This window comes from Nocardia sp. GTS18 (genome assembly GCF_013839555.1).
GTDB classification, from domain to species: domain Bacteria; phylum Actinomycetota; class Actinomycetes; order Mycobacteriales; family Mycobacteriaceae; genus Nocardia; species Nocardia rosealba.
In genome coordinates this window covers 1-21,731 of record NZ_JACBIU010000008.1, presented here as the reverse complement: position 1 = coordinate 21,731, position 21,731 = coordinate 1, and the positions used below count along the sequence as shown (strand labels likewise).

General features: G+C 67.4%; 21 protein-coding genes. 11 read left to right on the top strand and 10 right to left on the bottom strand.

Features of this window, described 5'->3' with window-relative positions:
• Positions 1-40 precede the first annotated feature (40 nt).
• The 4 genes from HYG95_RS10560 (at position 41) to HYG95_RS10545 (ending at position 2,601) form a co-directional block, all read left to right on the top strand.
• Positions 41-670, top strand: coding sequence for a helix-turn-helix domain-containing protein (locus HYG95_RS10560; protein ID WP_181697814.1), 630 nt, complete (start codon positions 41-43; stop codon positions 668-670).
• 94 nt (positions 671-764) lie between these two features.
• Positions 765-1,103: an ArsR/SmtB family transcription factor gene (locus tag HYG95_RS10555; RefSeq protein WP_370465756.1), complete on the top strand. Its 339-nt coding sequence runs from the start codon at positions 765-767 to the stop codon at positions 1,101-1,103.
• Positions 1,100-2,197, top strand: coding sequence for an ACR3 family arsenite efflux transporter (gene arsB / locus HYG95_RS10550; RefSeq protein WP_181697812.1), 1,098 nt, complete (start codon positions 1,100-1,102; stop codon positions 2,195-2,197). The genes HYG95_RS10555 and arsB overlap by 4 nt, the downstream gene beginning before the upstream one ends.
• On the top strand, positions 2,194-2,601 hold the full coding sequence (locus HYG95_RS10545; RefSeq protein WP_181697811.1) for an arsenate reductase ArsC: 408 nt from the start codon (positions 2,194-2,196) through the stop codon (positions 2,599-2,601). Before arsB ends, HYG95_RS10545 begins: the two co-directional genes overlap by 4 nt.
• A 422-nt stretch (positions 2,602-3,023) precedes the next feature.
• On the opposite strand, the gene HYG95_RS10540 is transcribed toward HYG95_RS10545, so the two are convergent.
• Entirely contained in the window at positions 3,024-3,386 is a 363-nt protein-coding gene (locus HYG95_RS10540) for a helix-turn-helix transcriptional regulator (protein WP_181697810.1), read from the bottom strand.
• A 5-nt stretch (positions 3,387-3,391) separates the two neighbouring features.
• On the bottom strand, positions 3,392-4,618 hold the full coding sequence (locus HYG95_RS10535) for an MFS transporter (protein WP_181697809.1): 1,227 nt from the start codon (positions 4,616-4,618) through the stop codon (positions 3,392-3,394).
• Between the two features lie 283 nt (positions 4,619-4,901).
• Here HYG95_RS10535 and HYG95_RS10530 point away from each other — a divergent pair, with 283 nt between their 5' ends.
• The 3 genes from HYG95_RS10530 to HYG95_RS10520 all read left to right on the top strand — a co-directional run bounded on the left by HYG95_RS10530 (position 4,902) and on the right by HYG95_RS10520 (position 7,210).
• A complete protein-coding gene (locus tag HYG95_RS10530) occupies positions 4,902-5,084 on the top strand; it encodes a hypothetical protein (RefSeq protein WP_220139303.1) in 183 nt (60 codons plus the stop codon).
• A gap of 17 nt (positions 5,085-5,101) precedes the next feature.
• Entirely contained in the window at positions 5,102-5,533 is a 432-nt protein-coding gene (locus tag HYG95_RS10525; RefSeq protein ID WP_181697808.1) for a MarR family winged helix-turn-helix transcriptional regulator, read from the top strand.
• Between the two features lie 78 nt (positions 5,534-5,611).
• Positions 5,612-7,210 (top strand): carboxylesterase/lipase family protein, encoded by a 1,599-nt coding sequence (locus HYG95_RS10520; protein ID WP_181697807.1) that lies wholly within the window; start codon positions 5,612-5,614, stop codon positions 7,208-7,210.
• Here HYG95_RS10520 and HYG95_RS10515 read toward each other — a convergent pair whose 3' ends face one another.
• Together HYG95_RS10515 and HYG95_RS10510 are read right to left on the bottom strand one after the other, a co-directional pair.
• On the bottom strand, positions 7,211-7,804 hold the full coding sequence (locus tag HYG95_RS10515; RefSeq protein WP_181697806.1) for a hypothetical protein: 594 nt from the start codon (positions 7,802-7,804) through the stop codon (positions 7,211-7,213).
• 102 nt (positions 7,805-7,906) lie between these two features.
• Positions 7,907-8,086: a hypothetical protein gene (locus tag HYG95_RS10510; protein ID WP_067497001.1), complete on the bottom strand. Its 180-nt coding sequence runs from the start codon at positions 8,084-8,086 to the stop codon at positions 7,907-7,909.
• On the opposite strand from HYG95_RS10510, the gene HYG95_RS24805 reads away from it, so the two are divergent.
• The 3 genes from HYG95_RS24805 to HYG95_RS10495 all read left to right on the top strand — a co-directional run bounded on the left by HYG95_RS24805 (position 8,085) and on the right by HYG95_RS10495 (position 10,820).
• Complete coding sequence (locus HYG95_RS24805) at positions 8,085-8,462, top strand: hypothetical protein (RefSeq protein ID WP_255495183.1); 378 nt, start codon at positions 8,085-8,087, stop codon at positions 8,460-8,462. The genes HYG95_RS10510 and HYG95_RS24805 overlap by 2 nt on opposite strands.
• A gap of 10 nt (positions 8,463-8,472) precedes the next feature.
• The gene (glmS, locus tag HYG95_RS10500; RefSeq protein WP_181697805.1) at positions 8,473-10,305 is read left to right on the top strand and encodes a glutamine--fructose-6-phosphate transaminase (isomerizing); all 1,833 of its coding nucleotides are present in this window, start codon (positions 8,473-8,475) and stop codon (positions 10,303-10,305) included.
• 119 nt (positions 10,306-10,424) lie between these two features.
• On the top strand, positions 10,425-10,820 hold the full coding sequence (locus HYG95_RS10495; protein WP_181697804.1) for a RidA family protein: 396 nt from the start codon (positions 10,425-10,427) through the stop codon (positions 10,818-10,820).
• A 3-nt stretch (positions 10,821-10,823) separates the two neighbouring features.
• Here HYG95_RS10495 and HYG95_RS10490 read toward each other — a convergent pair whose 3' ends face one another.
• Positions 10,824-11,291 carry a hypothetical protein gene (locus HYG95_RS10490; protein ID WP_181697803.1) on the bottom strand — a complete coding sequence of 156 codons (468 nt, stop codon included), beginning with the start codon at positions 11,289-11,291 and terminating at the stop codon, positions 10,824-10,826.
• Positions 11,288-11,677, bottom strand: a complete 390-nt coding sequence (locus HYG95_RS10485; RefSeq protein WP_181697802.1) for a hypothetical protein — start codon at positions 11,675-11,677, stop codon at positions 11,288-11,290. The genes HYG95_RS10490 and HYG95_RS10485 overlap by 4 nt, the downstream gene beginning before the upstream one ends.
• A gap of 222 nt (positions 11,678-11,899) precedes the next feature.
• On the opposite strand from HYG95_RS10485, the gene HYG95_RS10480 reads away from it, so the two are divergent.
• The gene (locus tag HYG95_RS10480) at positions 11,900-12,172 is read left to right on the top strand and encodes a hypothetical protein (RefSeq protein WP_181697801.1); all 273 of its coding nucleotides are present in this window, start codon (positions 11,900-11,902) and stop codon (positions 12,170-12,172) included.
• Here HYG95_RS10480 and HYG95_RS10475 read toward each other — a convergent pair.
• From HYG95_RS10475 to HYG95_RS10460, 4 genes are all read right to left on the bottom strand, one after another.
• Positions 12,169-14,169 carry a hypothetical protein gene (locus tag HYG95_RS10475; RefSeq protein ID WP_181697800.1) on the bottom strand — a complete coding sequence of 667 codons (2,001 nt, stop codon included), beginning with the start codon at positions 14,167-14,169 and terminating at the stop codon, positions 12,169-12,171. The two genes, HYG95_RS10480 and HYG95_RS10475, sit on opposite strands and share 4 nt — an antisense overlap.
• A gap of 12 nt (positions 14,170-14,181) precedes the next feature.
• Positions 14,182-15,222, bottom strand: coding sequence for an acetyl-CoA carboxylase biotin carboxylase subunit family protein (locus HYG95_RS10470; RefSeq protein WP_225280910.1), 1,041 nt, complete (start codon positions 15,220-15,222; stop codon positions 14,182-14,184).
• Positions 15,223-15,553: 331 nt separating this feature from the next.
• Positions 15,554-21,010, bottom strand: a complete 5,457-nt coding sequence (locus HYG95_RS10465; RefSeq protein ID WP_181697799.1) for a carboxyl transferase domain-containing protein — start codon at positions 21,008-21,010, stop codon at positions 15,554-15,556.
• 292 nt (positions 21,011-21,302) lie between these two features.
• Positions 21,303-21,665 (bottom strand): hypothetical protein, encoded by a 363-nt coding sequence (locus HYG95_RS10460; RefSeq protein ID WP_181697798.1) that lies wholly within the window; start codon positions 21,663-21,665, stop codon positions 21,303-21,305.
• Positions 21,666-21,731 lie beyond the last annotated feature (66 nt).

The window sequence follows — 21,731 nt, the reverse complement described above, 5'->3', positions numbered from 1 at the left end:
CTCACGTGCACTTTAGAATTTCAAGCGATAGTAGGTGATGATGCGCAGCTACGGTCAGTACTGCGGGCTCGCCCGAGCCATCGAAGTTGTCGGCGACCGATGGAATCTGCTCATAGTCCGGGAACTCCTCCTCGCCCCGGCCCGCTACCGCGCCCTTCTGGAAGGCCTTCCCGGCATCGCGACGAATCTGCTGGCGGACCGGCTCCGCGACCTCGAGGCTTCGGGCGTGGTCGAGCGGCGGCTGACCGGCGAGGGCAGCATCGTCGAGTACGCCCTCACACCGTGGGGTGCCGAGCTGCGCGAGCCGATCGAAGGCTTGATCCGCTGGTCGACGCCGCTGATGAGCCGCGGCCCGGCCGAGGGTGACTCGTTCCGCCCCGGGTGGCTCGCGCTCGCGCTCCCCGCCTTGCTCAACGCACGGGTCGAGCTTCGCCGTGCGGTGACGATCGGCCTCGAGATCGATGCGGAGTTCTTCCAGCTGCGCGGTACCCGGTCGGGCTTCGAGGTCGGGCGACACGACGGCCGCGAACTCGACGCAGGCGTGCGCGCCGATCCCGGATGCCTTCTCGGCCTCGCTGCGGGCGCGCTGACGCTGGATGAAGCGCGCGCCCTCCAGTTGGTCGAGATCCATGGCGACGAGTCGGTCGTCGACAACGTTTTCGGCGGCTGACCGGGCGCATCCTGGGCAGCTGTCACCGCTCCCGTTTGCGCATTGATTCGATATACGTCAATATCGATGTATGTCGAAGTCGGAGCTGAACCTGATGACCGAGGCCGCGTGCTGCGCGGAACCGGTCGTTCGCGATCCCTTGACCCACACCGAGGCGGCCGAGCTCGCCGCGGTGTTCAAGGCGTTGTCGGATCCGGTGCGGCTTCGGTTGCTGTCACTGGTCGCGAGTCGCGCCGGTGGTGAGGCGTGCGTGTGCGACATCTCCGACGGTGTCGAGGTGAGCCAGCCGACCATCTCCCATCACCTCAAGGTGCTGCGCGAGGCCGGGCTGCTCACCAGTGAGCGGCGTGCCTCGTGGGTGTACTACCGCGTGGTGCCCGAAGCGTTCGCCCGCATTTCCAGCGCGCTGAGCACCGAGGATGTGCACGCGTGAGCACGGCGACCACCGCCGAGCAGCCGCCCGTCGTCGGCAAGCTGTCGACCCTCGACCGGTTCCTTCCGTTGTGGATCGGTGCGGCGATGCTGGCCGGAATCCTGTTGGGGCGCATGATTCCCGGCCTCGGCGACGCTCTCGGTGCGGTGGAGATCGACGGTGTTTCGCTGCCGATCGCCATCGGTCTGCTGATCATGATGTACCCGGTGCTGGCCAAGGTCCGCTACGACCGGCTCGACACCGTCACCGGCGACCGCAAACTCCTCATCGGCTCCCTGGTACTGAACTGGGTGCTCGGCCCCGCCCTCATGTTCGCCCTGGCCTGGATCTTCCTGCCCGACCTGCCCGAATACCGCACCGGCCTGATCATCGTCGGCCTGGCCCGCTGCATCGCCATGGTCATCATCTGGAACGACCTGGCCTGCGGCGACCGCGAGGCCGCCGCCGTGCTGGTCGCCCTGAACTCGGTATTCCAGGTGTTCATGTTCGCCGTGCTCGGCTGGTTCTACCTGTCGGTGCTGCCCGGCTGGCTCGGCCTGGAACAGACCACCATCGACACCTCCCCCTGGGAGATCGCGAAATCGGTCCTGATCTTCCTCGGCATCCCCCTGCTGGCCGGGTACCTGAGCAGGCGCATCGGTGAACGGACCAAGGGACGTGACTGGTACGAGTCGACATTCCTGCCCAAGATCGGTCCGTGGGCGCTGTACGGGCTGCTGTTCACGATCGTGATCCTGTTCGCGCTCCAGGGCAGCCAGATCACCTCCCACCCGTGGGACGTGGCACGTATCGCGCTGCCGCTGCTGGTGTACTTCGCCGTGATGTGGGGTGGTGGCTACGCACTCGGTGCCGTCATGGGTCTGGGCTACGCGCGCACCACCACCCTCGCGTTCACTGCCGCGGGCAACAATTTCGAACTGGCCATCGCCGTGGCGATCGCCACCTACGGCGCCACCTCCGGCGAGGCTCTTGCCGGTGTTGTCGGGCCGTTGATCGAGGTCCCCGTTCTTGTAGCCCTGGTGTACGTCTCGCTGGCGCTGCGCAACCGATTCGCCGGTGCTACCCCGGCTTTCACTTCCGAGGACATGAAATGAGCGGCAAACCGTCGGTGCTCTTCGTCTGCGTCCACAACGCCGGCCGATCCCAGATGGCACAGGGGTTCCTCACCCACCTCGCGGGCGATGCGATCGAGGTCCGTTCCGCGGGCAGCGCCCCCGGCGACACCCTGAATCCCGCCGCCGTCGAAGCCATGGCCGAACTCGGCATCGACATCACCGCCCAATCCCCCAAAGTCCTCACCCCCGAAGCAGTCGAGACGTCCACAGTCGTCATCACCATGGGCTGCGGCGACGCCTGCCCCTACTTCCCCGGCATCGACTACCGGGACTGGAAGTTGGACGATCCGGCAGGCAAGGGCGTCGAATCAGTGCGCCCGATCCGCGACGAGATCAAGAAACGCATCGAGGATTTGATCGCCGAATTGCTGCCGGAAGGCTGACACCGCGACCCGCTTACAACGCCGTCGACATCAGTGATACCCAGCGGCATCATTCGTGTATGGCTATGGCTCTGCGGTTGTCCGACGAACAGGCAGATGCCCTGCGGCGCCGCGCGGAGGCCGAACACACGTCGATGCAGCAGATCGCCTTGGCAGCTATCGACCACTACATCAACCAACCGGCGGAGCCGAGTCGGCGTCGTGCTGTGCCGGTCGATGAACTGTTCGAGCTGTTCAGTGCCCTAACACCGATGGACCCTGACCGATTCCGGTCAGATCAAGGAAAATCCGTCGATGGAAGCCGATCCCCGGTTGGCCGCGCTCACCGAACGCAAGACCGATGCTCTCAGCCGGGCGCTGCCGACACAGACTCACCCACCGACCTCAGCCGCTCGAGTACTGAAAGGTGCAGGTGGCGAGGCTTATTCGTGGGGCTGTTCGCCTGTGACGATGTGGTCGGCCAGGTTGAGGCCCTCGCGGACCAGGCGGGCGAGGTGGCCGTCGCGGATGCGGTAGACGATGCGTCTGCCTTCGCGGCGGGTTTCGACCATTCCGGTGAAGCGCAGTTTCGCCAGGTGCTGGCTGACGGCGGTGCGGGATGCACCGCAGGCCTCGGTCAGTGCGCTGACATCCTGTTCGCCCTGGGCGAGGAGGAACAGGATGTGTAGCCGGGTGGCGTCGGCGAGCATGCGGAAGGCTGCCGTGGCGGCCTCGAGGTGGGCTTGGTCGGGTTGGACGGCGTGGACGAGGCTCGGTTCCGATACCGGACGGAGCTCACCGGTCATCGCCGTCACCTTTCTGCCGTCACCACCGCCGGGGTGGAGGTGGTCTTCGCGGGCCACACCCGGGTGGCCGTGGTCGCCGCAAGTGTAGCCAGCAACGTCAGGGTGAGCGCCGCCGTGAGTTGTCCGGCGAGGGCACCGACCCAGCCCGCGACGGGGTAGGTGAGCAGGAAACAGGCGTGGGAGAGGGAGAACTGTGCGGTGAACACTGCGGGACGGGTGGCCTCGTCGGATTGTGCTCGCAACAGTCGCGCGGACGGTGTGTTGATCATCGAGGTGCCCGCTCCGAGCACCAGCCAGCCGACGACGAGGGCCACCCAGCCTGGCCATGCGATCAGTACGGCGGCGAGCATCAACCCCAACGACACGATCGTGGCGCCGGTGAGCATCAGATCGCGGTCGGAGATCCGTTCGAGCACGCGCGGCACCAGCAGCGCCACCATCATCGATCCGGCGCCGTAACACCCGAGCGCCAGCGCCACCGCCGCCGAGCTGCCGCCGAGCAGATCACGAACGTAGACAACGGTATTCACCACGACAAGTGCGGTCGCCGCACCGACGACCATGTTCAGCGCCAGCAGTCCGCGCAGGACCGGATCGCCGGTCATGACGCGCGCGCCGAGGGTGATGCGGGTGAACAGCGGCGCCGACCGGTCGACCGGGACGAGCCGCGGCAACGGTGTGCCGAGAACCATGATCGCCGAGACCACGAAGCCCACGGCCGTGCCGACGAACAGCAGGTTGTAGCTGAGCACCGTCAGCAGGGCCGCGGCCAGCATCGGGCTGAGCAGGGATTCCAGGTCGTAGGCCAGCCGTGACAGCGACAGCCCCCGGGTGTAGTCCCGTTCGTCCTCCAGGACCGACGGGATGACGGATTGGAACGCCGGGGTGAAGGTCGCCGACGCCGCCTGCAGCAGAAAGACCAGCGCATAGATCTGCCAGACGGCCCCGACGAACGGCAACGACAGGGCGATCATCGCCCGCATCACGTCCGCCGACACGAGTAACACGCGTCGCGGTACACGGTCGGCGAGAGCCGAAACGACCGGCGCCACAAAGACATACGCCACCATCTTGATCGCGAGCGCGGTGCCGAGCACAGCGCCCGCATCGTCGTCTGCCAGGTCGAAGGCGAGCAGCCCTAATGCGACCGTCGACAAACCGGTTCCGACGAGTGCGACCACCTGCGCGGTGAACAGTCGCCGGAATCGGCGATACCGCAACACCTCCAGCACGACCCACCTCCTGACTTCCGCCTCGAAATTCAGAATAAGTCCTCATGTGCGCAATTGCGAACCTAATAGATGGACACAGGGCGTCCAAGGCTCGCAGCAAGATACGAGACTCTTGATATCGAAACTAATAGTTCCGTATGCGGCTTGGCGTGCGAGAGATCTCCAGAGAAGTTGCCTGCGCAGGTGTGGTGTCGACTGCCGCCACCCTGACGCTCATGCTGACCGGGTGGGGGTTACATCTGGCGACGTGGTGTCGCCGACTGGGAATGGAGGTGATCGCCGCGTGCGATCGGGATCCGGCGCGGCGGGCCGAGGCAGCCGAGACGTGTTCCATCCGCATGTGAATCTCATCCGGAAAGCCTTGGCGGACGGGAAGATCGGCCGAAACATCCTGATCGAGGCCGACTATCTGCACGCCATGTCGCCCGCTGACGTGACGGGCCTGATCGGCGATCCCGCGCACTAGGCCGGGAGAATGGCGGGATGGCAGGTAGCGTCGAAGCTCAGTTGAGTGCGTTGCTCGGACCGCTGCGGCGGGCGGTGCTACGGCGGACGCGGGCGCTGGAAGGACTGCCCGATCTGCCGGAGGCGCAGATCGAACTGCTGAGATTGCTTGTGGCACATGATGGTCTGGCGCCGGGGCGGGCGGCGGACGAGCTCAAGGTGGCGCAGTCGACGGTGAGCAATCTGGTTCGGACGATGGCCGATCTGGTGGATCGGGTGCCGTCGACCGAGGACGGACGCGGTGCAGTGCTGGTCGCGTCGGCGCGGGCGCGGGAACTGCTGGTCAGGTACGACCGGGCCAGTGCGGCCATGCTGCGGGACTCGCTGGCGAAACTGTCATCGGCGGATCGACGGGCGCTGGAAACCGCCGTGCCCGCCTTGCAGCGGCTGCTGTCCGTGCTGGACGAATAGGTCGCACACTCTTCCGTCTGTGAAGCTGGTCACCTACAGTAGTTTTGTTTCAAAAGTATTTCACTGTGGGAGCGTGCGTTGCGGAGCCCGAACTTCATCCGTCAACTGCTGGCGGTAGCCGTTGTCCTCGCGAGTGCCGGTGCGGCGGTGGTGGTTTCGCCCGCCGCCGCGGCACCCGACGACACGGTTGTCACCGTCGCAGGCGGGCCGATCAGCGGTCGGCACACCAACGGCATCGTCGAATACCTCGGTGTTCCGTTCGCTGCCGCAACTGCGGGCGAAAACCGTTTCGCCCCTCCGCAACCCGCAGTTCCGTGGACGGATGTGCGTGCGGCGGTCGCGCATGGACCGCAGTGTCCGCAGGCTTCTCCGGCGCCGTTCGGACTGACGCTGCAGGAATCCAGCGAGGACTGCCTGAGCATCGATATCTATGTGCCGGAGAACGCCGCAGGCGCGAAACTTCCGGTGATGGTCTGGCTTTACGGTGGCGCCTTCGTACTCGGCTCCAATGCTCAGTACGACTCCCCCGACCGGTTGGTGCGTGAGGGCAAGGTCATCGTGGCCATCCCCAACTACCGGGTCGGCCCGTTCGGTTTCCTCGCGCTGCCCGAACTGGCCGACAGCACCGGCGGCATCACCGGAACGTACGGCACACTCGATCAGCAGGCGGCGCTGCGGTGGGTTCGGGAGAACGCGGCCGCGTTCGGTGGCGACCCCGGAAATGTCACCATCTTCGGCGAATCGGCCGGTGGGATGAGTGTGTGCACACAGCTCGCTTCGCCGCTGGCACAGGGCCTTTTCCACCGGGCGATCATCCAGAGCGGGTCGTGCGCGCGCAGTCCGCTGTCACCGCCGGACAGGGAACTCGCCTTCCAGCGGTCGGCCGACTACGCGGCGAGCCTCGGTTGCCACGATCCGCACACGCGACTGAACTGCCTGCGCGCGCTTCCGATCGAGAAACTGCTGGATTCGCCCAGCGCCGAACTGCACTCGATGGCGGTCACCTGGAGCCCCGTACAGGACGGGGTCGTGTTGACCTCCACTCCCGAAGAGGCGCTCGCCGCCGGAGCCGCCCGCGACATGCCGCTGGTGGTCGGCAGCAACGCCGATGAGGGTGCCGCTTTCATCGCCCTGCTCGACTATCTGAAGGGCACGGTCCCCGATGAATCCGATTACCTGACCTGGGCGCAGGAACTGTTCGGCGACAACGCCGGCCAGGTTCTGCACCGATACCCGACGGCCGACTTCCCCTCTGCGGCCAAGGCGAAAGAAAAGGTGCTCACCGACGGATTCTTCGCTTGCCCAGCACTTTTCACCACCGAGGCCGCGCGCGCCGGTGGCGCAGAGGTCTGGCAATACCGCTTCAACGAAGCACCGCTCGGCCAGAACCCGTTGCTGCCCGGCGCCTTTCACGCGGCCGAACTCCCCTACGTGTTCACCGATCTGCTCGGCATCCCGATCCCGTTGCCACCGGCAGGCGACCAACTCTCCCGCCGCATTCAGCAGAGCTGGGCCCGGTTCGCCCACACCGGCGATCCGGTGACGGCGGACTTCGCCGACTGGCCGACCGCCCCCGGCGCTACCCTCGAAATGAGCAGCGCGGGGATCAGCGCCGGCGAATCCTTTGCCGCCCAGCATCATTGCGACCTGTGGGCGGGAATCAGCCGAATCGGTTAGTCAGAATTTGCCGGTGTGGTGCACCGTCCGGTGGCCGAGCTGGGTCGCGAGTTCGCTGACGAAGGTGTCGTGCAGTGGTGGCCAGTGCCAGAATTCGACAGCCAGTGCGCCGAGGGCGAAGTCGTCGGACCAGGTCCAGGCGGTGATCGACGCGGATGTCCGACAGGTTCGACAGGTGACGTCGCCTGCGCCGGTGGTGACCCATTCCTCGATCGCGGTCGAAAAGGGTTGCCAGACATCGGCATCGGCTTCCCATCGATTCGGGTAATCGATGATGACGGTGCGGGTGGCGCAGTGCGGGCAGGTGGCGTACTCGGGTTCGGTTTCGCCCTGGCCGCCGTGATGGGCGTGGCGGCCGACGATGACGGCCACCGGGCCGGGCACCCAATCGGCGCCCCAGTCGTCCGCGACAGCCGCCCACTGCGGCCCGGGGACGTAACCCGCCTCGACCTTCCCGCTGTACATCGACTCGCTGGACATCTCCCGCGTCAGCAAGCCACGCGACACCATCCAGTCCACCACCCGCGCGCCGAGCGCCTCCGCCTCGGCCACACCCACCTCGACATCGACGATCCGCTCGAAATAGTCACCCACCCACGCATGGTGCCACGGCAGCGGCGCCCGAAAGCACCCGCAGATCGCGAACGCTCGGAACTCGCCCGCTGGCGGGACCAGGGGCGCGGGTGGGATCGCAGCTCAGCGGGAGTAGTCGCGGAAGGTCATGACGCCGCCGACCATGATGGCTACGACCATGAAGAGGTAGACGACGACGCGCAGCCAGGTCGGGCCGTAGAACGTCACCGCCATGGTTGCTCCCAGCGCTGCGAGAATCAGCACCACCCCGTAGAAGGGGGTGCGTTGTTCTCTGTCGACCATGGTTCCAGTGTCCGCCGAATACCCGCGCGGTGCCATGAGCAACAATTCTGCCCGAAATCGGGCAGGGAACTTGGCGGAAACAGTCGCGGCGGGCAAGATTGCGGCGGTGAACGACGGATCCTCGGCGGAGCTGGTGCGGCATGTGGCCATGTCCACGGGGCTTCCGGAGCGGGTCGCGGCTCGGGTGGTCGCCGATATCGTCGGATATTTCGACGAGACGGCCGAGGAGTTCGTGCGCCGCAGGCACGGGGAGTTGCAGGCCCGGCAGGTGCGTAATGCCGAGATCTGGCGGTTGCTCGCGGGCGAACTCGCGCAGCGGCCGGTGGCGGCTCCCCGGTTCACCGAACGGCAGTTGCGGCGCATCGTCTACGGGTAAAGGAGCCGGCATGTGTGGAATCGTCGGGTACGTCGGGCATCGGCAAGCGGTCCCGGTGCTGCTGGAAGGGTTGCATCGGCTCGAGTACCGGGGCTACGACTCGGCGGGTCTGGCGTTGCCGTACCGGGGCAAACTGCGGGTGCGCAAGACGCAGGGCCGGGTCAAGGATCTGCGGGACAAGGGCGACACCGCCACGTTGCCCGGCAATGTCGGCATCGCGCACACCCGATGGGCCACCCACGGCGAACCGAGTGACGCCAACGCCCACCCGCACACCGACACCAGCGGCCGAATCGCGGTGGTGCACAACGGCATCGTCGAGAACGCCGAACAGCTGCGGTCCGAGCTCACGGCACTCGGTGTGCAGCTGGTCTCCGATACCGACACCGAGGCCATCGCGCACCTGATCGCGGCCGAACTCGACGCCACCGACTCGCTCGAGGCCGCCGTGCGCACCGCGCTGCACCGCGTGCAGGGCACCTACGGACTGCTGGTGCTCGACGCGCGCCGACCCGACGAACTGGTCGTGGCCCGCAACGGCAGCCCGATCGTGCTCGGTGTCGGCGACGGCGAGATGTTCATCGCCTCCGATGTCGCCGCCCTGGTGCACCACACCCAGCGGGTGGTGTTCCTCGACGACGGCGAGATCGCCACCCTGCGCGCCGACGGCTTCCGCACCAGCACCCTCGGCGCCGAACCCGAGCAGACCGACAAGGTGCCGACCACCATCGATATGGCCGCCGAGGACTACGCGCTCGGCGGCTACCCCGACTTCATGCGCAAGGAGATCGCCGAGCAGAGCGAGGCCGTGCGCCGGGCCCTGCGCGGACGCCTCGACGACCGCTTCGCCACCGCGCGCCTGGGCGGCCTGAACATGGACGCGCGCGAACTGCGCGGCATCAGCAAGGTGGTGTTCCTCGGTTGCGGATCGGCCTATTACGCAGGGCAGCTCGGTGCGCAACTGGTGGAGGAGCTCGCCCGCATCCCCGCCACGGCGGAACCGGCCTCGGAGTTCCGCTACCGCAATCCGGTCGTCGACCCCGACGCGCTGTACGTGGCGATCAGCCAATCCGGGGAAACCCTTGACACCCTTGCCGCGGTGCAGGAACTGCAACGCAAGGGTGGCCGGGTGATCGGTGCGGTGAACGCGGTGGGCAGCGCGATCGCCCGCCAGTGCGGTGCCGGTGTGTTCCTGCACGCGGGCCCCGAGATCTCGGTCGCCTCCACCAAGGCGCTCACCAACATGACGGTGTCGTTCACCATGCTCGCCCTGCTGCTCGGGCGGGTGCGTGACCTCTCGGCCGCCGACGGGCAGCGCATCGTCGAGGGTCTTCGCGCCGTGCCCGATGCCATCGATCAGCTGATCGGTGACGAAGCGGCTATCGCCGAGATCGCCCAGCGCTACGCGAAGGCACGCAGCATGTTCTTCATCGGCCGGGTGCGTGCCTGGCCGGTGGCCCGCGAGGGCGCGCAGAAGCTGAAGGAAGTCAGCTACGTGCACGCCGAGGCGTATCAGGCCTCCGAACTCAAGCACGGCCCGCTCGCGCTGATCGACCCGGAGATGCCGAGTGTGGTGATCGTCCCCGACGACGAACTGCTCGCCAAGAACATCAACACCATCGAGCAGATCAAGGCCCGCGGCGGTCCGGTCATCGCCGTCACCAACGCGGACCTGCCCGCGAGCATCGCCGACGACGTGATCCGGGTGCCGAAGGTCGCCCCCGAACTCGACCCGATGTTGCTCACCGTCCCGCTGCAACTGCTGGCCTACCACTGCGCCCTCGCCCTCGGCCGCGACGTGGACAAGCCGCGCAATCTGGCCAAGAGCGTCACCGTCGAATAGGTCAGCGGCTCAGGTCACGGAACCGCACCACCGGCCACGCCACCGTAGCGGTTTGTCACACTCGCCGGCGGTGCGTCGTCTCCTCTGTGCCGACCATTCGCGCACACAGGAGAGATGCCATGCCTTTGGATATCAGTAACCCCGTCGACCTGCACGATCCCACCGGATTCGGCTACAGCCATGTCGCGACGGTGAGCGGTGAGCTCGTGCTGATCGCGGGTCAGTACGACTCGGACGCACAGGGTCACACCACCACCGACGACTTCGCCGGACAGGTCGAGCGGGCCTTCGCCAACCTCGGAACCGCGTTGCGCTCCGCGGGGCTCGACTACGGTGACGTCGCTCAGCTGCGGACGTTCATCGTCGAGCACGACCTCGACAAGCTGACCGTACTCGGCAAGCAGATCGCGCGGATCTGGGGCGAGCGGCCGCCCACCCAGACGCTGCTCGGCGTCGCCGCGCTCGCCCTGCCGGGAATGCTGTTCGAGGTGGACGCGCTCGCGGTCCGCGGCTGAAGGTCAGCGGGCGGCGACGGGGACGGTCCAGCTGGTCCGGTCGACGACGCGCAGGGAATGGTCGAGCTCGAAGACCTGGACGAGGGTTTCGGCGAGACCCAGATCGTCGTCGGCCAGGCCGTACAGGGACAGCAGGAAACACGGCTGCCCCGCGACCGGCTCGACCACGACGGGGCAGCCCGACAGCAGCATGAGAACGGTGGCCAGGTCCTCGGCCTGGTCACCGCAGCCGCAACCGGCCGCGGCCGCCTCGACCAGGTCGCCCGGGCAGCGGACGGCATCGTCGAGGGTGATGCCGTCCCAGTGGTTCCGAGGACCGAACACGGCGCGATCGCTGTGGCTGATCCAGTGCTGCCTGGCGCGAGCGAGGAGCTGGGCGAGCCGCGTCCCGCACCGGTCCCGGTCGAGAACCTCGACGAACAACCGGCACCGATGGCACTCGACGACGCCGACCCGCTCTGCCGCCGTCATGGCGCACCCCGCACAGCGACGCCGCTCATCCCCAGCCGGAGCCGGAGGCCGTGGGACACCGGGGTTCGCACGGTCGTGGTCTCGGGGACCGGGCGCGGTGTGCGACGACGCCACGCGGTGGCCAGCAGCCAGAGCCCGGTGACCAGGCACACCGCCACCGCCGCGATCGCCACGACCAGTGAGGCCGTGACGGCGGTGCCGACCTGCGGCACACCCGCCCGATACACCAGTACGGCCGCGATGACCGGCCCTGCCATTCCGCCACCCGCAGCGAGCAACACCATCGCCCCGGTGACCAGTTCCGTCACCCGCAACGGCCGCCGCGCACGCACCCGAACCGCCCGATGGCTTCCTCTCAGCGAACCCTTCTCTGCCCCGACCACCATGTCGACAACCCCATTTCATCCTGAGCATCAGCACATTCGAACAGGGAGTTGCACGATATAACGCGGAGTAACTTCCGAACGAAAATGAAACAGAAGAGATGCGTTGCGTTCACCAGCAACCGGTCAGCGACGTTCCGGTTCCGACGATGAGCGAGCGCTCATGTGCGCCGTCACAGCCGACAGCGCAGTGCCCGCCGACGCCCTTCCTACTACGCTCGGGGAATGCCAGGACCCCAGGTGCCGCCACCGCGCAACGGTGCGGGACTGCTCTCGCTGGTACTCGGCATCTTCGCGTGCGGATTCTCCGTGATCCCGTTCGCGAGTGAGTTTCTCGCGGTGCCCGCCGCCGTGATCGCGGTCGGCGCGGCGTTCGTCGGCTGGGACCGGATCGAACGCGGGATCGCGACCAATCGCGCCGACACCATCGCCGGCGGCATTCTCGGCGCGCTCGCGCTCGGCGTGGCCACGCTGGTCTACCTCGCGACGCACAGTTAATCCTGTTCGGCCACAACATCTTCCGGTGGCAGGCGGTCCGCACCCCAGCTGCGCCGGATGTATCCGGTGACCCGATCGAGTTCCGCGCGGTCCACGGCCGCCGATTCGCCGGGCTCGAGCGGGTCGAAATGGAAGATGTAGAGCCGCGATGCGAACTGCTCGAAGGGCAGCGACGCTTCGCCGAAGCGTTCGCCGTGACCCGCGGTACCGACGACCACTCCGTCGCCCCAGTCCTGGCCGCTGTCGTTGTTGGGGTTGTAGAAGTAGACGCGCATCTTGCCCTGCGGGTCGAGGCTCACGCGCAGGATGGTGATCGCGTGCCAGCCGACGAAGCGGGCGGCGCTGTCGGTGACCGCGATACCGGCGGGCTGCGGGTGGATCACCGGCTGATTGCCGTTGTAGAAGGGGTGGTAGCCGGCGTAGAAGTGGCGCTGGAAATCGTCGAGGTCGACGAGGTCGCCGGTGGCGACGTCGACATTGATGCGGAAACCCCGCCCGGACCACCACCCGTGGAATTCGGGGTTGATCCAGCGGTGCGGGTCGCCCTCACGGCCCGCGCACCGGCGGCCCATTTCGGCGTAGATGCGGTCCAGATGCGGCACGACCAGTAGCGATACCGGATCGAGGTCGTGGTGCAGCAGAGCGCTCACCTGGTCGCCGTGCTCGCGTGAGGACAGCGGCTGACCTTCGAAGTGCATGACGATCTCGTCGTCGCGCGCGGCCCAAACCACCGATTGCAGCAGGTAGTCGGGATCGTTGTAGGCCCACATCGACAGGGCCCGCGCCGATTGGCAGGTGGGGTTGTCGCCCTGGCCGATGCCGAGCGGCTGACCGAGCACCGACAGCACCCCCGCGAGCAACCGCGCGCGCGGGTCGGGCACGGCACCGAACACCTGCGTCAACCGCTGCTGTGAATGCGGTGAGAGGCGCAGCGACAGTTGCCGCCACAGCGCGGGCGCCACCGGCGGCTGATAGAGGATGCCGCGTTCGAGCAGCAATGCCAAACCGTAGACACACTGCGCGGTTTCGACGAAGACGGCCTGCTCGATCAAGGTGCGGACGAGTTCGTGGTAGCAGAGCAGGCTGTCGCGGCCGGTGCTCGACAGGCCCATCGCCTCGCCGAGCAGATATTCACCCTTGCCGAGCAGAAAGCGAAGCAGTACAGCGTGATACGGCGACACCAGGCCGGTGTCGTGCATGGAGCGCGCGAAACCTGTCGCCTCGTACTGCAACGCGCTGTCGTCCATGGATTCGAGCCGGGCGCGGTAGATCTCGACGCCGGGATCCTCCCGGCACCCCTCGGTGGTGCCGTAGAGGCTACTGATGAGCCGATCCGCTCCGAGACCGCTTGCCCCCAGATCGACATCGGGATTGGCTCTGGCCACCGCGATCTGGGTGATCATCCGCTTCACCGCGTCCACCTGGATGGGCCGCTGTCGCAGAATGCGCCAGATCTCGTCCACGAGATTCTCGAGCACCTTCTCGTACCCGACCTCGGCGACCAGGTAGTGCAGCAGCTCGCGCGACACCTGCGCCATCCGCCCCTGCTGCTCCCGCTCGGCCTCCGTGGGCGGCGAGAACAGCAGCGACAGATTCACCGCGAGCACCTGCGACAGGTGCTCAGTGGCCGCCGCGGCCGAGATCAGCGGATGCTGGTAATCACCCTTGGCCACGGCGAGCAACCGCAGATCGCTCACCGCCTCCACCACAACGGTGTCGGCGTTGGCGCTGCGCAGCGAACCGGTGCTCAGCGCGGGAATGAGAATCTGCGGCTGCGCCCAATCGGTGCCGAGGAACAGGCCTGCCGCCTCGAGGCGCTGCGCTCGCTCGCGCACCGCCGCACACCCGCCCGGCACCAGCAGTACCCGGCGCAGCGCGTCGAGCACTCTCGGCAGCTTCACCTGCTTGCCGAATTCGCCGGTGTCGTGCAGGGCCCCGGTGGCGTGGTCGAGGGTGGCGAGACGCTTGTCGAGCGTCGCCTGGTCGCTTGGACTCAATCGCCGATCCGATCAGATGTAGAAGTCGAGCTCTTCTTGTCGCTTCAGCAGATCCCGCAGAGTGTACGGGTCGTCACCGAAGAAATAGAGCAGGCCCCAATGGTTGCCGAAAGCCGTTCGCTTGGTGACTTTCTCGGCCAACGGCTCGGTGAGCTCGTGGGACTCGAAGTAGTCGTGGTCCTCGGTTTCCGGCGGAATCGACAGCTGGCTGACCACCCGCCTGCGCGGATACACCCCGAAGCACCCGGCGTGCCCGGTGGCGTCGACGACTTCCTTCGGGAAGAAGGCGTCGATCTCCTCGTCGGTGGTCTTCGGGTCGAAGGCCAGCACCAGCGCGTGATAGGCGTTGAAACCGTAGGTGCGTTCGAGCAGTTCGAACACCTTGAAGCCCGGCGGCCGATAGGCGACCTCACCGAAATACATCTCACCGTCGCTGGTGACGAAGTACTCGGGATGAATGAAGCCGAACTCGATATCGAAAGTCTTGATGAGCTTTTCGACCTGACGGGTGATCTCCGGCCGGTATTTCTCGAGCTCCGGAGTGGCCGGGACGAACACCGAATACCCGAGGGTGACGTATTCGGAGATGTTGAGAAAGCAGATGCGGCCCTTGTGTACCCAGGCCTCCACCGCGAACTCCCAGCCGTCGAGATGCGATTCCATCAGCATCGGGAACTCGTCGTCGGGGATGGTGTCGATCTCGTCGGGCGTGCGGATCACGCGGTGACCCAGGCAGCCCGCCTTGTCGAACGCCTTGAGGTGGATCGGGTCGTTGGGGTCACCGTCGAGCTTGAGCAGGGTCTGATTGACCCGCTTGAGGAAACGGGCCACGTCGTCGCGGTCGTGTGCCTCCTCGAAGATGCCGACCCGGATGCCGCCTAGCTGGGCGCGCCGCTTCATCAGCGACTTGTCGCGCAGCAGCATGGCCTGCCCGAGCAGGCGGGGGTTGTCGAGCAGCACCGAATTGATCGCGCCCGCCCATTCGACGGTTTCCTCGAAGATCGGAATGGCGACGTCGACGCCCAGATCCTTCAGCGTTTCCGCGATCTCCATCGAACGATCGTTGAGACGTTCGAAATCCCATGGAATATAGGGAATGTCGTGTTCTGTGCAATAATCTTGCGCCCATGCGGGGGCTACCACGATGTAGCGCCGATCGAAACGATCGACAGCCGCTACGGCGTTCAAACTCCAGCCCAAAAGGGCGATATAGCCTTTGTTCGGATTTCGACTCTGGGATTCGTCAGCGGAAATCGACAAACCTTATCCCTTCTCGATCGACAGCCGACAGGCTGCCAACCGAGAATTACCCAGTTCGGGCGAGCGGAATCATGACGAAGCTGTGACCGGCCGCCCGAGCGGGCGGCCGGTCACCCGAAATCGCCTAGCCCAGGCGGGTTTCGATCGCTTCGATGATGCGCGGGCGCAGGTCGGCGACGCTGACGATCGCGTCGACCGAACCGACCTCCACCGCGCGCTGGATGTTGTGCACGCGGTCGAACTCGGCGGCCACGTCGCCCAGCTTCTCCGCGCGGACCGACGACCGGAGTTCGTCGAGTTCGGCGGCCAGGGTCGCCCGGTCGGTGCCCGAGGCGTTGGCCACGCGCGCCTCCAGTTCGCCGATACGGGGATCGGCGGCGGTGCGGGCGTTGACCTCACCGGCGAACACCACGGCGGCGGCGGGCGCGCCACCGAGCACCGAGGCGAACGAGCCTTCCAGGGCGAGCACGGTCATGTTCGGGTTCAGCGCCTTCGAGAAGACGACGAACGCGCCGCCGTGGTAGCGCGAGATCACGCAGAACACGATGGGGCCGTCGAAATTGACGATGGCACGGCCGATTTCGGCACCGTACTCGAGCTGCAGCTTGCGCATCGACTCCGGCGAACCGTCGAAGCCCGACAGGTTCGCCAGCACGACAAGCGGACGGTTACCGCTGGCCGCGTTGATCGCACGGGCGGCCTTCTTCGACGAGCGCGGGAACAGGGTGCCCGCGGTGTAGGTGTCGGGACCGTCGGTCGGCACCAGGCCGCGACGCGGCACATTGCGCGACTCGATACCCAGCAGGCACACCGGGATTCCGCCGAGGTGCGCGTCCTGCACCACGGCGGTCTCGGCGTCGGCCATGCCCGCCCAGCGTTCCAGCACCGGGTGGTCCTGGTCGGCCAGCGCGCGCATCACCGTGCGAATGTCGAAGGGCTTCTTGCGATCCGGGTTCGCGGACGCCGAGAAGATCTCGCCGACGGTGGCGAAGGTGCTGTCCGCCAACACATGCGGGAAGCTCGAGATGTCCCGGTCGACGGGGTCGGTGCTGGTGGCCCGGCGCGGTGCGGACTCACCGGGGACGACGTAGGTGTGCTCGTAGTGCGACATCAGCACATCGCGCGCCGCGCCGAGGTTCGGCGCCCAGTACTGCGCCTGACCGTTGGGGCCCATCACCCGGTCGTAACCGCCGATGCCGAAGTTGTCCTCGGCCGACACACCACCGGAGAAATCGAGCGACTGCTTGCCGGTGAGCACCATCGCCGAATCCGGAGTCATCACCAGCACGCCCTTGGTGTGCATGAGCATGGTGGCCTCGGCGTTCCAGTACGGCTGGGCGCCGACGTTGATCCCGGCCACGACGATGTTGATCTCGCCGCCGTCCTGGGTGAATTCGACGATCCGCTTGAGCGCGGCCGCGACCCAGTCCATGTTCTCGGTGCCCGAGCTCATCGAAATACGAGCACCCGAGGACAGGGCGTACCACTCCAGCGGCAAACGCATCTGCTCGGCCAGATCCAGTGCCGCGATCACCCGGCGGCACTCCGGCTCCGACAGGGCGCCGAGGGATTTGGTCGGGTCACCGAGCAGCAGCACCCGGGTGACGCCCTCGGGGTGACGCGGGGTCGGCGTGGTGACCACACCGGCCACGAGCGCCGCCTTGTTGTGGCCCTTCGGCCGGTCGACGGGGACGAGCGCATGGTTCTCGTCGAGGTCGTACTCGGCGAATTCGCCGAGCAGTCCGGTCAATTCGTAGGGGTAGACCGTGTTGCGGGCCGCCGCGCGCAGCACCTTCTGGCGGTATTCGTCGAGCGGTTCGACGGCTTCGTCGGTCCGCTCGCCGACCGTCACCTCGGTGCCGCCGGTGGCGTCGAAGGAGATGCGCACAACGATCTTGTTCAGCTCGCCGGTCTGCGGATCGCGCTGGCGGGCGATGAGCAGGATCTCCTCGAGACCGACACCCGCCGCCGACGGCAGCACGTGACCACCGATGGTCTCGAGTTCGGCCCGGGTGACGTCCATCGGCGGCCAGATGTACATCACGATGCGGTTGGTGTTGAGCCGCTTGGCCGACGGGCGCCGCGACTGGGCCCGGCGGATCGAATCGACACAGGTGGCGATGGCGCTCTCGGCCGTCGGCAGCGCGACCAGCCTGCCGTCCTGCTCACGCAGCGCCGCCAGGTCACGCACCTGGGCGAAGGCGATCAGGCGGTCGTCGGAGGGGTTCTCCTTGGCCACGGCACGGAACAGGTACACCTCTTCGTCCGAGGACGACAGGCGGGTGAGGTCGAACTTGCGCAACCGCTCCATCTGCATGCGCTGCGCGATGTAGGGGTGCAGGCCACGGATCAGCCGCTCCTCGGCCATGCCGGTGACCGAGGGACGGAAAGTGAAGTGGTGGTGCATGACCGAGCCGCCGCTGCCCGCGACCGTCGCGGTGATGCGGTGCACCTGGTTCGGCTGCGGGTGCGCGCCGAGCACTTCCTGCAGGGCCACCGCCATGGCGTCGAAGTCCTCGGGTTGGTCCTCCCAGCTGAGGTAGATGTCGGCGTCGATGGACACCGCGCCGCGGGCCAGCTCGGCCAGCCCGTCCAGGGCGGTACCGAGCGCGGCGAAGCTCACCGCGGTCGAGACGAGGCTCGACCCGGCGCGTTCGGCGACGACGAAGGTGGTCGAACCGACCTGCTCGGTGCGAACCCCGGTGATGCCCTTGTTGCCGTAGTAGCGGCGGGTGAGCACCTCGAGCATGGCGGTGTGGTCGGGCTTGCCGCGCTGCAGCCGCTGGCCGAGCAACCGGACGAGCGGTTCGGTGCTGCGCACCATCTCCGCGATGCGCTCGGTGCGGTCGGAGGCCTGCGGGTTGGCGTCGAGGTAGCTCAGGTGCCTGCGGACATTGGTGTAGACGCGGGCGCGGTTGCGGCGCAGCAGCGGCTGGCCGTACCAGGCGTACACCAGACCGCGGGCGAGGTCGGCGACCACGGGGAAACGGACCTGGGTGGCGGCGACGAGCCGTTCGAGGGCAAGACCCACCGGCTCGCGCAGCACCTGATCGGGCATGGGCTCGGTGAGCCATTCGCGCAGCAGTGTGGTGATCACCGCGCCGGTCTCGGCGGGCCGCTGCTGGGCCAGGAAGATCCGGAAGACGGCGGCCTCGAGATCGGGCGTGCGATCCAGTTCGGTGATGCCGTAGTGGCCGAGCGCGGCCGACAGCTTGGCCTGGTAGGACTCGGGCAGCCCGGCCCGCTCCACGTCCAGGCTCTGCAGGTAGGTGTGGAAGTACTCGCGGGCGCTGTGCACGTGGCTGTGGGCGCCGTCGTCGTCGGCGGGCCGGTTGTGGCTCAGTTCGGCGAGGTCTGCGAAGACCTGCACCAGTTCGAGTTCCTCGCCGAGCGGGCGGATGTTGTCGGCGACGGTTTCCTTGCGCGCGGTGACGTAGTCGTCGAGCACGCGGCTGTTGTCGTGCGGGTCGACGTCGAAGCCGAGCAGCAGGCTGCGCAGGTCCTGGAGGCCACGCGACATCCGCTCGTGCGGGCTGCGCGGGGTCGGCTCGGCGGGCAGGTCGAGGACGACCGTGCCGATGGCGGCGGTCTCCTCGGCGTCGTCGTCGGCCAGCGGTTCCAGGCGCAGCAGCGGCGCACCCGTCTCCACCTGGGTGCCGACCGAGACCGCGCATTCCTTGAGGCGGGCGCGGAACGGCGCGCGCAGCACGGTTTCCATCTTCATCGACTCGAGCACGAGCACCGGCGCACCGGCCTCGACCTCGGCGCCGACTTCCAGCGGGGTGCCGACGACGAGCGCGGGCGCGGGCGACCGGACCACGCCGCCCTCGTCGCGGCTGATGCGGTGGGTGATGCCGTCGACATCGACCACGTGGGTGGGGCCGTGGGTGCCGGTGATCAGGCGGTACCGGGTGCCGTTGACGACGATCTGGCCGGTGTGGCGATCGAAACGATCGAGATCCACGTCGGCGGTGCGCAGGTCGGCGCCGGCCTCGATGCCGACGCGGAAACGGTGCGCGCCGATGCGGGCCACCCGCACGCGGTAGCTCGCGCCGCGCAGTTTCAGGTCGAGCGGGCGACCGCTCTGGTGCTGCACCTGCGGACGGCCACCGGACGCGGTCGACAGCAGCCGATGCTGTTCGGCGCGTTCGTCTTCCTCGTAGGCGTCGATCGCGGCGACGGCCAGCGCGACGGTGGAGTGGCGGTGGGTGACCAGGCGGCCCTCGCCGCGCACGCGGTCGATCCAGCCGGTGTCGGCGCTGGCGTCGATCACCTCGGGCTGGTCGAGCAGGTCGAGCACGAAGCTCTTGTTGGTGGCACCGCCCTCGATGACGACGCGGGTCTCGGCCATGGCCCGGCGCAAACGGCCGAGCGCCTCGTCGCGGTCGCGACCGTAGGCGATGATCTTGGCGATCATCGAGTCGAAGTCGGCGGGGATGGTGTCGCCTTCGCTGACACCGGTGTCGACACGGATGCCGGGGCCCGCGGGCAGGTCGAGGCGGACGATGCGGCCCGGGGCGGGCGCGAAATCGCGGTCCGGGTCCTCGGCGTTGAGGCGGGCCTCGATCGCGTGGCCGCGCTCGGCGGGCGCGGCGCCCTCGAGCTTGATCCCCGAGGCGACGCGGATCTGGGCGTGCACGAGGTCGAAACCGGTGGTGATCTCGGTGATCGGATGCTCGACCTGAAGTCGGGTGTTCACCTCGAGGAACGCGAACAGCTGATCGCCGGGGTGGTAGAGGAATTCGACGGTGGCCGCGCCGCAGTAGCCGACGGCGATCGCGAGCCGCTCGGCCGAGGCCTTCAGATCGGCGGTCTGCTCGGCGCTCAGCACCGGCGACGCCGACTCCTCGATGACCTTCTGGTTGCGCCGCTGCACCGAGCAGTCGCGCACGCCAAGTGCCCACGCGCTGCCCTGGCCGTCGGCGATCACCTGGACCTCGACGTGGCGGGCGCCGGTGACCAGGCGCTCGAGGAACACCACGCCGCTGCCGAAGGCACGGGCGGCTTCCTGCTTGGTGCGCTCGTAGGCGTCGACGAGTTCGGCTTCGTTGGTGATGACGCGGATACCGCGCCCACCACCACCGGCGGTGGCCTTCAGCATCAGCGGGTATCCGATGCGGCCCGCGGCCTCGATGGCGTCGTCGATGGTGTCGACCGGGCCGCGGCTCCACGGCGCCACCGGGACGCCGACTTCCTCGGCGATCAGCTTGGCGCCGATCTTGTCGCCCAGCTTGCGCATGGCGTCGGCGCTCGGGCCGATGAAGGTGACACCGATGTGGTCACACAGCTCGGCGAAGGCCGGGTCCTCGGCGACGAAGCCCCAGCCGACCCACGCGGCGTCGGCCTTGGTGGCGACCAGTGCCTTCTCGAGGGCCTTGAGATCGAGGTACGGGCGGGCCGCGGCGGGCCCGAGGTCGTAGGCGATGTCGGCCTCGCGCACGAAGGTCGCGGTGCGGTCGACGTCGGTGTGCAGGGCTACCGTTTCGATCGGTAGTCCTGTCGCCGCCGCCAGATCACGCACGGCATGGATGAGGCGCATGGCGGCCTCTCCCCTATTCACGATGGCGATACGGCTGAACACTCGCCGACTCCTTCCACAATTCTCCAAGGACCTGGCCCGGACGGGTGAGGTTGCGAAACTCGCGATTGCTGGCAGTCTGCCCTCTTCTGCCACGTATGTGTACCGCGAGGCAGGGTTACCCGCACGTATCGTTGTCCGAAGCGGCAGTACGCGTCTGGCGATACAGTCGTATATCGCCGCGTGACAGAGATGATTACGGATGGCGAGCCGATTTCGTTCGAGCCCGAACGCACGTCAGCGCCGCACACCCGGATCGGGCGGCGGCGCTGACGGGAACTGCCGGGCGGGGGAACTAGGCCATGGCGAACACGGTCTCGTCGTACTCGATGACGTCGTCTACGAGGCGGCGAGGAGTGGATTCCAGGGGCGCGGCGGCGTGGGGCATGACGCCGAGGCGGACCATCACATGCGGGAAGGCGCATTTCTGCAGGACCGTGGTGCGGATCTGGTCGCGCAGGTCGAGCATGCCGAGGGGTTCGGACTGCAGACTGGTGGCGAGACCGAGCCGGGTGGCTTCGAGCAGGATGGCGCTCGTCGCCTCGCCCGCCCGCAGCTGGGAGAGCCGGGTGTCGCGCGGGGTACACACCACCAGCCAGTGCGCGGCATCGGGCTCGTCGGTGTATTCCGACAGCCGCGCGTCGGCGAAGACCCGCACCGGTAGTTCGTCGGGGCGGCGGGGGGCGGGGGGGGGGTGTCGTAGCTGCGTCGCCACAGCATGAAC

Coding starts and splice junctions, on each gene's coding strand:
- HYG95_RS10510 (WP_067497001.1), bottom strand. CDS start 8,086: ATGGTCGACAGAGAACAACGCACCCCCTTCTACGGGGTGGTGCTGATT.
- HYG95_RS10495 (WP_181697804.1), top strand. CDS start 10,425: ATGCCTTTGGATATCAGTAACCCCGTCGACCTGCACGATCCCACCGGA.
- HYG95_RS10545 (WP_181697811.1), top strand. CDS start 2,194: ATGAGCGGCAAACCGTCGGTGCTCTTCGTCTGCGTCCACAACGCCGGC.
- HYG95_RS10555 (WP_370465756.1), top strand. CDS start 765: ATGACCGAGGCCGCGTGCTGCGCGGAACCGGTCGTTCGCGATCCCTTG.
- HYG95_RS10470 (WP_225280910.1), bottom strand. CDS start 15,222: ATGGAGATCGCGGAAACGCTGAAGGATCTGGGCGTCGACGTCGCCATT.
- HYG95_RS10540 (WP_181697810.1), bottom strand. CDS start 3,386: ATGACCGGTGAGCTCCGTCCGGTATCGGAACCGAGCCTCGTCCACGCC.
- HYG95_RS10480 (WP_181697801.1), top strand. CDS start 11,900: ATGCCAGGACCCCAGGTGCCGCCACCGCGCAACGGTGCGGGACTGCTC.
- HYG95_RS24805 (WP_255495183.1), top strand. CDS start 8,085: ATGGTTCCAGTGTCCGCCGAATACCCGCGCGGTGCCATGAGCAACAAT.
- HYG95_RS10525 (WP_181697808.1), top strand. CDS start 5,102: ATGGCAGGTAGCGTCGAAGCTCAGTTGAGTGCGTTGCTCGGACCGCTG.
- HYG95_RS10485 (WP_181697802.1), bottom strand. CDS start 11,677: ATGGTGGTCGGGGCAGAGAAGGGTTCGCTGAGAGGAAGCCATCGGGCG.
- HYG95_RS10560 (WP_181697814.1), top strand. CDS start 41: ATGCGCAGCTACGGTCAGTACTGCGGGCTCGCCCGAGCCATCGAAGTT.
- glmS (WP_181697805.1), top strand. CDS start 8,473: ATGTGTGGAATCGTCGGGTACGTCGGGCATCGGCAAGCGGTCCCGGTG.
- HYG95_RS10490 (WP_181697803.1), bottom strand. CDS start 11,291: ATGACGGCGGCAGAGCGGGTCGGCGTCGTCGAGTGCCATCGGTGCCGG.